The organism is Nocardia sp. NPDC101769 (assembly GCF_044766925.1).
Classification (GTDB): Bacteria; Actinomycetota; Actinomycetes; order Mycobacteriales; family Mycobacteriaceae; genus Nocardia.
The window spans coordinates 1-14030 of record NZ_JBIWMX010000024.1 but is presented as its reverse complement, the minus strand read 5'-3'; the positions used below and the strand labels follow the sequence as shown (position 1 = coordinate 14030).

Genomic DNA, 14030 nt, shown 5'->3' with positions numbered 1-14030 from the left:
CCTATGAGGCTTGAGAGGTGGTGTGGGACTGTCGTTTTGCTTCGCGCTCGCGCTTTTCCTCGCGCTTGGCCTCACGCATCGAGTTGCGGGCCTTGAGGAACGACTCCCACTGCTTGTCGAAGTCCTGGATGCGCAAATCCAGTGGTGAATTCTTGAATTCGGATTCGGCTTGCAGCCGGTCGGCTGCGGCCTCCACGTTTTTCAGCACCGCCGCGCTGCGGCACAGGTACAGCAGCCCGACCATCGAGTACGGGTAGGCGTCATGAGCTGCGCGGATCGCGCCTCGCAACGCGGTGTCCATGTAGTCGGCGTCCTTGACCGAGAGTTCGACCTCCAGTGCCCACCAGCCGTAGGTGCCGCGCACGACACCCAGGAACCGGCCGTCGTGAATGTGCGGGCGTCCGGGGATCGGCTCGCGGCCGGTGGAGAACTCCAGCACCGGTGCACCGCGGCGGTTTTCGGCGGCGAGCTTGGCGGCGCGGGTGGCGTCGTGGCGCAGGGTGCGTTCGGAGATGAACGCCCGCCGGTCGTTGCCGACGAGCATGATCCGGGCCTGGGCGACGGCGCGGTAGTGCTCGGCGTACATCAGCGGCGGGGTCCATTCCCGCGGCTTCCACCCCAGATAGCGGTGCTCGACCTGCGGCGGTGCGTACACCCACGCCCGGCCGCGCTGAACCTTCTTCAGCTCGCACAACATGCCCTTGGTGATCAGCTCTCGCACCAGCGCGTACCCGGTGGATTCCAGCACGTTCAGGTACTCGGCAAGGACGTCGACCTGCATGCCGCGCATGTGCGTCACCCCGGCCAGAACCTCGTCCTGCCGAGCGGTAAGGGTGCCGCGCCGCCGCGCCGGCAACACCCGCCCCAGCGATCCGACCGGGATCCCGAGTTCGGCGGCGATCTCCTTGGTGCGGAATCCCTGGGCGCGCAAGGTTTCTGCCTCACCGAGCACGGTTTCGATCTGCCGCAGCGAGACCCCGAGCAGTTCCCGGATTTCGGTGTAGGTGAGCCCGGCGGCGCGGAGCCCGTCGATTATCTGGACGCGGTGGTGGCGGTCCAGCGTGACGTAGCGGTCGGCATTGACCTGGGTCATCGGCTGCGCCTCCTATCTGGCGTCGGGGTGGTCCGGTGGGCGGGGATATCGCGGCGGGTTCGGACGGCGACGGCGGCCGAATTCGGTTCGCGCGCCGTGGCTTCGGTGCGTTCGTTGTGGCGGGCGCGGTCGCGGGCGACCTGGCGGGCGTTGGTCCCAAGCCGGTCGGCGATCTCGTTCTCTGTCAGACCGCGGGCGGTCAGCGCGGCGACCTGCTCGCGCCGTTCCTCCCACGCTGATCCCGGGGTCCAGCGCGCCCGGACCGGACGGGCATTCGGGTCGTCCAGGGCGTGTTCGTCCCACTCCATCGGCAGCGGCCACCCGCGCCGCTCCCCCAACGCCCGCGACTGCGCCGACGGGCCCGGCGTCATCTGCAACCGGTCGAACAGGGCTTTGACCGCACGCTCACGCTCAGCCGAAATCTCCTGCGTGACACGCCCGTCGCTGTCGGCACGGTGGCCCATCAGCGAATGAATGGTGCGATTGGTGCGAGTCACGCCCAGCTCCCGCGCCAGCTGCGCCGCCGGATACCCAGACGCCACCAACGCCTGAAAGCGCCGGCGGGCACCCAGGATCGACACCAGAGCGGTGTCGGTGGTCACTGCGGCGGCCCGCTCGGGCACCGGTACCGCCAGCACTGCGGCTTCCACCCACGCCGCGATCTGCTTGTCCGGGCCGGTGGCCATGATCCGGGACAGGGAGGGCTGGGCGACGCCGGTCAGCTTGGCCAGCTGGTTCTGGTTCACCCCGGCGGCGCGCATCGCCTCCACGTGGGCGCGTACCGCGTCTGCGGGCACCCGCGGATTCCAGCGCCCGTACGTGATCTGGCGCCGCCGGTACTCGGCATAGTGGGTCGCGCACAGCCCAAGGCCCTTGGCCTGGCCGGTTCCGCATGCGCAGCTCACCGTGACCGCCTCCGATCACGCTCGCCACGCCGGCGGGTTTGGCGGCGGGCCGCCAGATCGGCGCGGGCCTGCGCAATCAGCTCCCGCATATCGGTGGCGTCGATCCCGCGGTCCTCGCACGCGTTCGCCGACCGCACCCAACGAGCGATCCTCAGCGACTCCAGCTGCGCGTCCGAGGATTTAAGCTTGGGCACCGCTTCCGCTGGGTCGTACAGGTACGCCTGCAACCGGCCAAAGCGACGGCTGGTACCCAGCACCTGCGCTTGGGCTTCACCGCCCGGGCGCCGCTTGTCTTGGGCCAGTTGACTTTCGGTCCGCAAATGCGTCGGCGCCGTCTTCCACGGGTAGGTGGGAATCCCGTACCGCTTGCCTTCGGGGTCATGGAATCGGGCGTTCATCGCGACCGCCGCCGATCACGCTCCACCGACTTACCGGACTGCCGGCGGGCCGCCAGATCCGCGCGGGCCTTCACGACCAGCGCACGCATGTCCGGGTCGTTCGCGTAGGCCCGGTCGGTCGCAGCGCGGGATTCGGTGACCGACTCGCTGCCCCAGCGCGCCTCGCTGTAAGCCTCCGAGGCAGCCAGGAACTCGGCCAGGACAGGCTTGTACACCGCTGCCCAGTGGACGCGTTTGGCCTCCTCGGCGGCGCAGTCGCGGTAGCCCTTCTGCTGCGACGTGTCGCAGGCGGCGTTGACGATGTCGGACAGGACGAAGTGCACGGTGCGGAGACGGTTGCGCTCGACACGCAGAGCGGCGAGTTCTGCCGGTTCCCTTCGCTGCGTGGTCATCTCGGCTCCGGGAAGTTCTCGGCCGTGAATCCCCCCTTGGGACGCTGCAACTTCGTGACCGCGCGCCCGCGCCGCCACAGGTTCCAGGCGGTGACGATCAGGCCGATCTGGTCGCGGTCGCTGACCCGGAGACGGGTCACGCGGATGGAATCCAGGCGGTCTCGCAGGGCGAGGATCGGGGAGTCGGCGGCCAATCCGACGCCGCTGTCCCACAGCCGCACGAACTCCGCGGCTGCGATCGGGTCGATCTCGGTGAGCCGGATCGCGACCGCGCACGCCACCGCAGGGCGGGCTTTCAACCGGCGCGCGAGGGCGGTGTATCGGTCGGCGATCGTGACCAGTTCGGGGTAGGCGCTGGCGAATTCGACTACCTTGGTGGTGGATTGGCTGGTTCCGCGGCTGGCTTCGCCGAAGAGGTTGCCTTCCATCCACACCATGTAGACGCGCAGCGCCGCAGCGACCACGGTCACGTTGTGGCTGGCGATCCCGGTCAGGGTGAGCTGATCCCCCGGGGTGCGTTTCGCGCCCTGGTCCATGGTGACCTGGACCTCCGGGGACAGACCGCGCACGATCAGCATCGGGAAACTCATCCCGGTGGTGCGGGCGATCGCCTGCAGCCGGTGCTGGCCGTCGAGGAGCTCGCCGTCGGGACCGAACTTGATCGCTTCGCCGTTGAAACGCCAACGGCCCGAGACCATGTCGTCGTAGTACTGCTGCACCCGCACCTGCCGGATCGGCCGGTTGTTCGGGTTGCATTCCAGCCAGCGCCGTGCCAGCGCGGAATCAACCTCCTCGATCTTGCTGACCACGGTGGTCTTCGGGTTGTCGGGGTTTTCGGGGTCGACGAGATGCATCGGTCATCCCTCCTCGGGACGGTCGGAAAGATCGGGGAGACGGTCGATGACCGTTTGCAGGGCGTCCCGAGCGCGCAGAAGGTCGCTGCGGAACCGGTGCGAGAGCTGCTCGGCGTGCTGGTCGAACCGGGCATCGGCCGCCAACTTGGCCAGCGTGTTGGCCTTGGTCAGTAACTCCCCGCGGGTGGTGTCGAACGACTCGGTGATCGGGGGCCGCCGACGCCGCTGCGGTGTGGGCTGGCCGCCCGGCTCGGGCTGCTTGTCGGCGGCGTCATCTACCGGATCCGATTCGCGGTCAGCGGTTTTCGGCTGGTAGGTCTTGCCGTCCAAACCGACCACCGAGTCAGGTGGTTCAATTTGATCCACCTGATCCAGTTCCTTGAGGATGGTCCCGCGGGCCAGCCCGGTCGCGGCGGCGATCGCACGGCTGCTCATACCGATCTCGCGCAGCGAGGCCACGATCTCTGACCGCTCCTCGCGTGGAATCCGCAGCTGGGCTCCGTCGAACTCGGCCGCGCAGTAGGCATCCCAGCTGCCGTAGCTGAGCGCCTCCCATACTCGGGCGGTGTACGCCTGCTTGATCAGGTCCCAAACTTGCGCGACACGGGCGCGGATGGTGTCGGTCAGCTCCCGCGCGGCCTCGGCGCTCATCACCGAATCTGGCTGCGGCACTTCAACAGTGGTGTCGGTACTCATCGCGACCGCCTCCGATCAGCCGATGCAGGAACACCTGCGGCGGTGACCTCCAACGGCGTCATCCATGGCCGGACGATCGCCTGGGCGGCGGTCCCGCGACCTGTTTGCACCGCAGACTGTTGCGGGTGCTCCGCGCGATGCTGGCCGTACCGATCCAGCACCGCCGCGGGCGTCAATCGCTCGTGCGGAGCCGACAGTGAATGCAGCTGCTCGCGGTCGAGCGCGTCATCCAGCGCGGCCGACAACTGCGCGACCCGCGCATCTCGCTCCGCGAGCACACGGCGCAACCGCTCGTTCTCGGCTTCCAGCACGGCCTTCGGCCCGAACAATGAGGTCCAGTTCATCGCGACACCCCCACCGGAGTCGGTGCGACAGCGGAGACGTGGACGCAGTCGATCCGCGAAACCTCGTCGGCGCGGCACACATTCGGCGACGGCGCGTCCCCCGGGCTGCCCTCGCCGAGCATCAGCCCGGCCACGACACCGGCCCCAAACAGCGTCAGTCCGTATAAGATCGGAAGACGCCAACGCAGCGGGGCCGACTGGAATCCTTTGAGTAGCAGTCCATTTGCGTCGTACTCAGCGCGGCCATAGGTAGACAGCGCGATCTGGTAACGCACATCGTGGCGGCTGTTCATCGCCGACCCCGCAGCCAGCTCTGACGCGGACGCAACAGGATGTAAATGCCGACCAAGAACGCCGGGACCAACATGACGTCGGGATGCCTGACCAGGGCATAGACCATGGCCAGCGCTATGAACATGATCATGACGGTGCGAGCCCTCACGCTGCACCATCCGTGTCGCTGATGGTCACCGGATGGACGAGCGCGAGCACCTCATGGAGGTTGACGCGCCACATGCTGCCGTTCAGCTTGTAACCCTGCAGCAGTCCGGCATCGATCCAATGCAGAATCGTCTTGCGATCGACATCGACAAGAGCCGCAGCCTTTTTCAGACTGATGAGTCCGCGCTCGCTTCGGACATCGGCGGCTGACTGACGTTTGGTGGCCAACTGAGTTCACTCCTCTGGGTGGAAAAGTCCGGAAAACCTGTCCACTCAGGGTGTTTTTTGACCTTGTCCCGCCGCGTCTCCCGCTAGGTATCACCTTTCGCAGCGATGTTCCTCGAAGGTCTCTTCTGTGTCTCTTAGTCGTGCTAGAGTCTTCTCAAGCCTCCGAAATCTCCTGCAAGGCAGACGATTATGGGCACCGTCCTAAAGGCACTCCTCCAACAACGCCACCTCCAAACGGTTTCGGCGTTCAATCGCGAATACGACAAGCTCGCGAAGAGGCTCGATCCTGCTCTCGTCGGGTACGGGCCGAAGAAGGCCCAGTTCTACCGGTGGCTCTCGGGGGAGATCTCCAGTCTTCCCTTTCCTGACCACTGCCGGATCCTTGAGGGGATGTTCCCGAACTGGTCGATAGCCGAGCTTTTCGAGGAGTACTCCGGGAATCCCGAGGATCTCGTCCGGGAGCCGCGCGTGGCCGGCTCCGCGACGAAGCCACCGAACGCACGGAATCTGGCTGACGTGGAAGCTGTCTACGCGACCAGGATTGACTTTCTGCGGGCTATGCCGCCGCAGGAGTTGTTCAAGACTGCCCGTACGATCGACATGGCCGGACTGTCGTTGAACATGCTGTGCCAGCAGTATTCCGACACCGACGTCCTCCGACTGCTTGAAAACGGCACAACCATCCGCTGCCTGTTCCTTGACCCTGCGGGGACCTCGATCCATGCTCGTGAGGTTGAAGAGGGGCACCCAACCGGCCTGCTCACGAACCTGACCGATACCAACATCCGAACCCTTGAGCGAGTTCGACGGCGGGTTACTCCGGAGACTCCTGGAAGGCTTCTGATCAGGGTCTACGATCAGTCCATCCGGTTCAACATCACCATTATCGATTCAATGATCTGCGTCATGCAGCCCTATCTCCCCAGCGCGCGGGGCGTCGAGTCGCCGACCTTCGTCGCCCGCAAGTCCGATACCGCAGGGCTCTACGGTACGTTTTCGGAAGTCTTCGAAGGCATGTGGGCAGACAGCACAGAGAGGGCTACCGAATGAAGGGTCTGGACGGCCTGCTGGAGCTCGCCCGCTCAGCGACAGCTGAAGGCGGTCGGCTGCTGGGTACCGTGGGGCCCGGCGAGGTTCATTCCAAGGGTGACCGCGACTTTGTAACGGACCTCGACCTGCAGATTCAGCGTTCGATTCGGGAGCACCTTGGGCGGGCTACGCCGGATATCGGGTTTCTTGGAGAGGAGCAGGAACCGAACGATCCAGAGCATGTCGCTCCCGAATTTCGCTGGGTATTGGATCCGATCGACGGAACGTCGAACTTCATTCACGGCGTACCGCTGTGCGCAGTCTCTCTCGCACTGACCCAGAACGACGTTCCGGTTCTGGGTGTGATCGTCGCGCCACTCCTGAACCTGGAGTACTACGCCTCAGCCGGACACGGTGCCTTCTGCAACAGCCATCGCATCAAAGCTAGTCATACACAATCTGTTTCGCAGGCGATCATTTCGATCGGTGACTACGCAGTCGGCGACGATGCGTCCAACAAGAACCGGCATCGACTTGCCGTGACAACCGCACTGGCAGCCCAAGCTGAACGGGTACGCATGTTCGGGTCAGCTGCACTCGATCTGGCCTGGGTGGCGGAAGGCCGAACAGATGCGTGCATCCTGCTGACGAACAAGCCCTGGGACATGGCCGCGGGCGTTGTCATCGCACGCGAAAGCGGGGCCCTCGTCACTGATTCCGACGGCAGCCCGCACACGATGCACTCAGCGCATACCGTCGCAGCAAACCCCGGCATCTCCGCGTCGTTGCTCGAGTTGATCGCCATTGCGATGGAGGGCGCAGAGGGCTGATAGTCGCACTTCACCTGACTCTGCGAGACTGGCTATGCCCTGCATGACAAGTAGGTGAACGTCAGCCCTGCTGTGCCGAGGAGGAATGATGAATCCGGCGACCAGACCAGCGATTCAATCCCAAGCTGAGGCACGGCTACCGATGACGGAAGCTCTCGATCAAATCGCGGAACAGGCAGCCATCGGAGTGACGGTCGTCTGCGGGTTTCCTGCCTCCGGCAAGTCAACAGCCGCACGTTATCTCGCGGATCTCATCGATGCGGTCATCATCGACAAGGATGCGTTCGCGCCAGACCTCGAAGAGTCCGTGATGGCCGAACTGACTGGCAATCCGTATGACAGGGACAGCAACGAATACATGCGCGTAGTCAACCCGCACATCTACAGGGCCTTCGTGCACCAGGCGTTCGTGATCGGCGTCCGGGTTCCAGTGATTGTGGATGCGCCGTTCATCGGACATGTTCAGGCAGCGGCGAGGAGAGGCGTCGCGCTCTCGGAACACCTCATGTCAACGGTTTTGGTTCCTCTGCCGCTGGTGAGGACGATTTGGATCTCTGCTATGCCGAATCAGATTCGTGACCGCATGAGCTACCGCGGTGCAGAACGCGACATCGGCAAGCTGGCAGACTGGGACGCCTATCGCGCTCACGTTCTCGACTCAGGTATCGAAGATGCAGCTCAGGGAGTCGTTGATTACGTTGTCCGGAACTACTGAACCGCGCGCCTGCCCGAGTCGCGAGTCGACTCGCCGATCGACCGACGGAGTCGACCCGGCCATTTCGCCGCATCACCCCCTCTTGGGCTTAACTCATAGGTAGGCACGAGCGGGTGCCGCAGGTTCGAATCCCGCCGAGGGCACACCTTGACCTGCACATTTGCGCACGGGCGCGCTTCAATGCCAGATACGTGCCAGTTCCGCGTGTTCGACGGCCGCAGAAGTGGACATTCCGGCACGAGACGGAGCAAGGTCCGTGCCAATGGCGGACATTCGCGTGTCCGCGGCAGCGCCCGGCCATTGCCCGACGTCAACCCAAGCATGAACGACGAACAGAGCCAGTGTCTTCGGCGTGCGGGGCTCGACCCGACCGACCCCGTGAACCGGTGGCGATTTCATCAGATCCGGATCATGATCATCACTTCCATGCCGGACAGCCTTCAGCGTGGCTGGCGGTGGCCGGCACCACCTGTTCGGCATCGGTAGCGCCGCAATGCCTTCCGGCGCGTTCAATATCGGTCGGCCAGATCCTCGTCGTCGACCACGCGCACGGCGTCGGCGAGCCGCTGCAACCCCGCGACCACGATCTCGGCCGCCGCCCCGGTCCGATAGACGCCGTCATACACCACGACGACTCCGCCGAGCATCGGCAAGGCGAGCAGCGCGAGCACCTCGTCGACGTCGTCCAGGCCCGGCGCCGGATCGACCGCCGGGCGGACCGCGCGCAGCACGTCGCGCCTGTCGAACATCTCGGCCGGATCGACCTCGGCGAGGACATCCAGGACCGCGGCGAGGAGGTGGTCAGATGCCATCGCTGACACCGTCCCGTCCGTCGAACACCAACGGGCTACAGCCCGGGCCGAGTTCCGGCTGATACACCCGGGCACCGCACCGGCCGCAGGTGTGGACGAGATGACCGCGGGAGCAGCCCGCGAGGCGGCACGCGGTCCATCCGAGCGTCGACCGGCTCTCCCTGAGCACGTGGCGTTCTGGGCTTGAGCAGAAGATCGGCGTCGGGAGCACCCACCCACGCGGAGTCTGGACGAGCTCGTCGTTATCGATGGCGTAGCCGTCCGGGTGCAGATACCAGACACGACGCCGGTCATTCGAACCCATGTGCGAATAGTAGCCGAGCGGTCACTTATGATCTGCGCGTGTCGGACGATCAGAAAATGTGCCAGATCTGCGGCGAACGCCCGGTCGGGCAGGGCTACATGTCGATGATGTGCCCGGAGTGCCGGGCGCGGATCGAGGAGCAGAACCGCACCCGCCCGTACCCGCTGCTACCTCCGCCAGACGACATCATCTAGCGCGCGGGCGCGGCGAGCTGGCCGGTTCGGTCAGCGCGATATGCGGCATTTCAGTTGCCCTGGTGCACGTTTCGAAGGTGCTTGCTATCAATTAGCCGGTGGTATAGCCGATTTCGCGTTCTCAGCGCGCGGGTTTGGCGGTGGCATTAGAGTTCAGTGTCGTCGGTGGGCGTTTCGTTCGGGGGTTCGAATGGTGTTGAAGCATCTGATTGTTCAGCTTCCAGGTATCGGTGGCAGCGTGCTGGCGCGGGACGGTCGGCCGGTGTGGGATCTGGCTGCCGCGAAGATCGCGCGGGCGGTGTGTGCACCGGATGTGGTGTCGCTCGACGGCGATGATCTTGAGCCGGTGGGTCTGGTCGACACGATGACGGTCATCCCGGGGTTGGTCGCGGTATCGGGGTACGACGGGATGATCGCGAACCTGCGCCGGTGGTTCGGTCCGCAGCTGACTGTGGTGGATTACCTGGACGGGGTGCCAATTCCCGCGCAAACGGATGTGCTGCGGATGCCGTACGACTTCCGGCGGTCGGTTACGGTCGCGGCGCAGCGATTGGATCGGGCGTTGGCGGGGACCGAGGCCGCGCAGCGGGGGGTGGTGGTTCTGGCGCATTCGATGGGTGGGCTGGTCGCCCGGTCGTGGGTGGCCGATTTCGGGGGCGGGAAGATGTGCCGGGCGCTGATCACGCTGGGTACCCCGTTCCGCGGCGCGCCGAAAGCGCTCGATGTGCTGGTCAACGGATTGCGCTTGGGAGGGTTGCGGCATCCTGGCGCGACGCGAGTGATACGCGAGTGGCCCGGAGCTCACGAGTTGCTGCCGCAGTATCCCGCGGTCCAGATCACCGACAGAGTGTGCGAACCGACCGACCTGGCGCCTGAGCTGGTGCGGGCGGCCGGCGATGCGGGAGCCGGTGCGCGGTTCGTGGCGAGGGCGCGGGAGGCGGCCGGGGTGCATGATCGGATGACGGCGCTCTGGCAGGAATCGGAGGTGCCGGAGTTGGTGCCGTTCTATTCGCGGGGGCATGCGACTCCGCATTGGGCGGGTGTGGCCGGGGGCCGGCTGCGGGTGACGGCCGAGGATCCGTCGTGGCGGGGGAATGTCGGGTGGTTCGGTGACGGCACGGTGCCGATGGTGTCGGCGATCCCGCCCGAGTTGAGTGAGCTGCCGGGCCGGTGGCATCCGGTGCTGGAGAAACACGGCGACATGGGCGCCACGGCGGGAGTGCGAGACCTGCTGACCGCGCTACTCGGGGGCACAGTGCCCCGCCGCGGTGGTGACAGCCCGGACCGGCCGTGGCTGGGTCTCGACCTCGAAGACGTGGTGTGGACCGGGAGCGAACACACCATCGCCGCGGAAGTATTCGGTACGGAAGGGCCGGGCACCGCAGCGTCCGTGACCGTGGCGGGGGTGCGGGTGCCGATGGTGATGCGTGGCAACCGCTGGGAGGCAATGCTTCCCGACCTCCCGGCCGGTGTCCACGAAGTGGTGGTGGAAGCCCGTGACCCTGACGACGGAGCACCGGTGTGGGGGCAGGCCCGGCTGGTGGTGGCCGCACCCGGTGACGGATGGGAACCGGAGACCGACGCCGATCCCGAGACAGGGGTGGCTGTGTCGTGAGTGGGTGGCCGCAGTGGAATCAGTCCCGGCCGCTGGATCTGGTGCGGTATGTACAGACCAGGGTGATGGCAAGGGTCGTGTCCGAGGGGGTGACGCTGCCAGGACCGTCGGCGGCGGCGCCGGAGTTGCGATTGCGCAGGGTGTTCGACGGGTTCGCCGCCACTGGGACCGACTACGCCGACGAGCCTTTCACCAGTACCGGTGACCTGCAGGACATCCGCACCCCGGACGAGGTGTTCGTCCGGCCCCGCTACGCGAACTGCCTGGACCTGTCGGTCGCGTTCGCCGGGGCGTGCCTGGACGCCGGGCTGCACCCGATCATCGTGCTCGTCGACCCCGCCCGCACCGGGCAGGCGGGGCACGCCCTAGTTGTGGTCTGGCTGCGCGGCGACTGGACCGGTGCCGGCCACCACGGCAGCATCACCACTGCCTACCCGTTCGACGAGCCCGTGCACACCGCCGCTCCCCGGTGGCCGGGTGCAGGGCTGCGAACAGCCTGGCAGGGCAGCGGGGAATTCGCCGCCGTCGACATCGCGGCCATCGCCCGCCATCACCGCCACCGCGGCAGCGACACCGTCACGGTCGAACACGCCGTCGACCGGGGTGGGGAGATCCTGACCGGTGACCGCTGGCATTGGCACCTCGGCATCGATATCGGCCTGAGTTACCCCGCCCCCGACCCGCTGCCGATGCCGGACTGGCCACACCTACCGCCCCTGGACCCCGCCTACCACGACCACCCTGGCACGGCCGGGCCGCTGGCTCACATCCGCGCCCGCAACAACGTCATCCGCTTCCAAGACCGCCCCGAACTCGACCAACTCCTGCAGTGGTGCCACGCCCCCGATCCCATGAGGCGGCCCCGTCTGGCCACTATCCGGGGGGTCGCCGGTTGCGGCAAAACCCGCCTCGCCGCAGAACTCGCCCACCAGCTCACCGCTGCGGGCTGGCACACCGGATTCCTACGCGAGGACCTGCTCACCGCCAGCGACACCCTGGCATGGGAATGGCTAGCCCGGGTCAACCAGCCGCTGCTGATCGTGATCGACTACATCGAGGCCACCCCGACCGCCACACTGGTCACCCTGCTGCGGCACCTGAATACCCGGCGCCAGCGCACCGTGGTCGTGATGACCGCCCGCGACACCGGTGACTGGTCACCGGCACTCGACCGTGCCCTCGACAAGGCCGGTATCCGAGTCGACCGACATCCCGACCTCGCTCTCGACGACGGGCATCCCCACCCCGAAACCGTCTACCGCCGCGCCTACCGCGCGTTCGCCGCACTCACTGACACCCCCGGCGAACCCACCCTCGACCCCCCCGGTGGTGCGCACCGCTGGACCACCCTCGACCTCGTCTTCCATGCCTGGATCGCCACCCACAACCCCGCACACCTGCCGACCGAGCAGTCCACGCTCTACGAGGAAATCCTCGACCGGGAATTCGACAACTGGAACAACGCCCTCACCACCCGGCACCGGCCACCCGTGCCGCCGGAAACCTTGCGGCGCATGATCGCCGGCATCAGCCTGCTCACACCCCCACCTATGGCTCTCACCAGCACACTCACCGCGCTCGGGCTCCCTGCATACACCAGCGTCCGCCCTACCGAACTCGCCGAAGCCCTCCGCCCCTTCATCCACGACACCACCACCGAACGACTCGCGCTACGCCCCGACGCCCTCGCCGACCACCTCATCACCACCCTCTTCGGCACAGACACCCCCTATTTCGACGCCGCCGTCGACCATGCCTGCACCCACGGCGAAATGCTCCCCCTCGCACGGGCACTCACCCGTGCCGCGGACAGCAACCCCGATACCGCCGCCACTCTCGCCGCCCGTATCCTCACCCGCCACCCCGACCAATGGCCCGCCGCGCTTCAAATCGCCCTCACCCATGGCGGCCCCTTCGCCGGCCCGCTGGAAACCCTGGCCCGACACCCAGACACACCCCTACCCCTCACGCAACTTGCTGACCTCATACCCTCAGGTCACACCCTCAGCACTCTCGCTCTGATCGCCGCAACCCGCAGCTACAACACAGTGACTAACGGCCGCGACACCCCAGAGCATTCACGGCTGTTGAACAACCTAGCGATCCGGCAGGCGGAGGTCGGGGACCGGGACGCGGCGCTGGCCACCATCACCGAAGCTGTCGGCCATTACCGTCGCCTGGCCGAGGACAACCCCGCCGCTCACCTGCCCGACCTGGCCGGATCATTGAACAACCTCGCCGTCCAGCAGGCGCAGGCCGGAAACCGCCGCGCGGCGCTGGCCACCATCACCGAAGCTGTCGGGATCCGACGTCGCCTGGCCGAGGCCAACCCCGCCGCTCACCTGCCCAACCTGGCCGCGACGTTGAACAACCTCGCCAACCAGCAGGCGGAGGCCGGAGACCGGGGCGCGGCGCTGGCCACCATCACCGAAGCTGTCGGGATCCGACGTCGCCTGGCCGAGGCCAACCCCGCCGCTCACCTGCCCGACCTGGCGATGTCGCTGAACACTCTCGCCAACCAACAGGCGGAGGCCGGAGACCGGGACGCGGCGCTGGCCACCATCACCGAAGCTGTCGGGATCCGACGTCGCCTGGCCGAGGCCAACCCCGCCGCTCAGCTGCCCGACCTGGCCGCGACGTTGAACAACCTCGCCAACCAACAGGCGGAGGTCGGGGACCGGGACGCGGCGCTGGCCACCATCACCGAAGCTGTCGGGATCCGACGTCGCCTGGCCGAGGCCAACCCCGCCGCTCAGCTGTCCGACCTGGCCGGATCATTGAACAACCTCGCCGTACGGCAGGCGGAGGCCGGGGACCGGGGGGCGGCGCTGGCCACCATCACCGAAGCTGTCGGCCATTACCGTCGCCTGGCCGAGGACAACCCTGCCGCTCACCTGCCCAACCTGGCGATGTCGCTGAACACTCTCGCGAACCGGCAGGCGGAGGCCGGGGACCGGGACGCGGCGCTGGCCACCATCACCGAAGCTGTCGGCCATTACCGTCGCCTGGCCGAGGCCAACCCCGCCGCTCACCTGCCCGACCTGGCCGGATCATTGAACAACCTCGCCAACCAGGAGGCGGAGGCCGGGGACCGGGACGCGGCGCTGGCCACCATCACCGAAGCTACCGGGATCCGACGTCGCCTGGCCGAGGCCAACCCCGCCGCTCACCTGCCCAACC

Annotated in this window: 16 protein-coding genes; 6 read left to right on the top strand and 10 right to left on the bottom strand. The window is 66.7% G+C overall.

Features of this window, described 5'->3' with window-relative positions:
• Position 1 precedes the first annotated feature (1 nt).
• The 9 genes from ACIRRA_RS30715 to ACIRRA_RS30675 form a co-directional block, all read right to left on the bottom strand.
• Positions 2–1093, bottom strand: coding sequence for a hypothetical protein (locus ACIRRA_RS30715; protein WP_402775310.1), 1092 nt, complete (start codon positions 1091–1093; stop codon positions 2–4).
• Entirely contained in the window at positions 1090–1998 is a 909-nt protein-coding gene (locus tag ACIRRA_RS30710) for a hypothetical protein (protein ID WP_402775308.1), read from the bottom strand. The genes ACIRRA_RS30715 and ACIRRA_RS30710 overlap by 4 nt, the downstream gene beginning before the upstream one ends.
• Complete coding sequence (locus ACIRRA_RS30705; RefSeq protein WP_402775305.1) at positions 1995–2396, bottom strand: hypothetical protein; 402 nt, start codon at positions 2394–2396, stop codon at positions 1995–1997. Before ACIRRA_RS30705 ends, ACIRRA_RS30710 begins: the two co-directional genes overlap by 4 nt.
• Positions 2393–2788: a hypothetical protein gene (locus ACIRRA_RS30700; protein ID WP_402775302.1), complete on the bottom strand. Its 396-nt coding sequence runs from the start codon at positions 2786–2788 to the stop codon at positions 2393–2395. Before ACIRRA_RS30700 ends, ACIRRA_RS30705 begins: the two co-directional genes overlap by 4 nt.
• The gene (locus tag ACIRRA_RS30695) at positions 2785–3642 is read right to left on the bottom strand and encodes a hypothetical protein (protein ID WP_402775299.1); all 858 of its coding nucleotides are present in this window, start codon (positions 3640–3642) and stop codon (positions 2785–2787) included. The genes ACIRRA_RS30700 and ACIRRA_RS30695 overlap by 4 nt, the downstream gene beginning before the upstream one ends.
• Before the next feature lie 3 nt (positions 3643–3645).
• A complete protein-coding gene (locus ACIRRA_RS30690) occupies positions 3646–4338 on the bottom strand; it encodes a helix-turn-helix domain-containing protein (protein WP_402775296.1) in 693 nt (230 codons plus the stop codon).
• Positions 4335–4682: a hypothetical protein gene (locus tag ACIRRA_RS30685; RefSeq protein WP_402775294.1), complete on the bottom strand. Its 348-nt coding sequence runs from the start codon at positions 4680–4682 to the stop codon at positions 4335–4337. The genes ACIRRA_RS30690 and ACIRRA_RS30685 overlap by 4 nt, the downstream gene beginning before the upstream one ends.
• Positions 4683–4971: 289 nt before the next feature.
• Positions 4972–5124, bottom strand: a complete 153-nt coding sequence (locus ACIRRA_RS30680; protein ID WP_402775292.1) for a hypothetical protein — start codon at positions 5122–5124, stop codon at positions 4972–4974.
• Entirely contained in the window at positions 5121–5351 is a 231-nt protein-coding gene (locus ACIRRA_RS30675) for a helix-turn-helix domain-containing protein (RefSeq protein WP_402775289.1), read from the bottom strand. Before ACIRRA_RS30675 ends, ACIRRA_RS30680 begins: the two co-directional genes overlap by 4 nt.
• 189 nt (positions 5352–5540) lie before the next feature.
• Here ACIRRA_RS30675 and ACIRRA_RS30670 point away from each other — a divergent pair, with 189 nt between their 5' ends.
• The 3 genes from ACIRRA_RS30670 (at position 5541) to ACIRRA_RS30660 (ending at position 7925) form a co-directional block, all read left to right on the top strand.
• Positions 5541–6401: a DUF5919 domain-containing protein gene (locus ACIRRA_RS30670; protein WP_402775286.1), complete on the top strand. Its 861-nt coding sequence runs from the start codon at positions 5541–5543 to the stop codon at positions 6399–6401.
• Complete coding sequence (locus tag ACIRRA_RS30665) at positions 6398–7210, top strand: inositol monophosphatase family protein (RefSeq protein WP_402775284.1); 813 nt, start codon at positions 6398–6400, stop codon at positions 7208–7210. Before ACIRRA_RS30670 ends, ACIRRA_RS30665 begins: the two co-directional genes overlap by 4 nt.
• Positions 7211–7298: 88 nt before the next feature.
• On the top strand, positions 7299–7925 hold the full coding sequence (locus ACIRRA_RS30660) for an AAA family ATPase (protein ID WP_402775282.1): 627 nt from the start codon (positions 7299–7301) through the stop codon (positions 7923–7925).
• A 509-nt stretch (positions 7926–8434) separates the two neighbouring features.
• Here the strand turns inward: ACIRRA_RS30660 and ACIRRA_RS30655 are convergent.
• Positions 8435–8737: a hypothetical protein gene (locus ACIRRA_RS30655; protein WP_402775280.1), complete on the bottom strand. Its 303-nt coding sequence runs from the start codon at positions 8735–8737 to the stop codon at positions 8435–8437.
• 342 nt (positions 8738–9079) lie between these two features.
• On the opposite strand from ACIRRA_RS30655, the gene ACIRRA_RS30650 reads away from it, so the two are divergent.
• The 3 genes from ACIRRA_RS30650 to ACIRRA_RS30640 form a co-directional block, all read left to right on the top strand.
• Positions 9080–9235 carry a hypothetical protein gene (locus ACIRRA_RS30650; protein WP_402775278.1) on the top strand — a complete coding sequence of 52 codons (156 nt, stop codon included), beginning with the start codon at positions 9080–9082 and terminating at the stop codon, positions 9233–9235.
• A gap of 190 nt (positions 9236–9425) precedes the next feature.
• Positions 9426–10850, top strand: coding sequence for a hypothetical protein (locus tag ACIRRA_RS30645; protein WP_402775277.1), 1425 nt, complete (start codon positions 9426–9428; stop codon positions 10848–10850).
• A gap of 65 nt (positions 10851–10915) precedes the next feature.
• Positions 10916–14030 (top strand): hypothetical protein (locus ACIRRA_RS30640; protein ID WP_402775274.1); only part of this gene is annotated, 3115 nt, incomplete at its 3' end.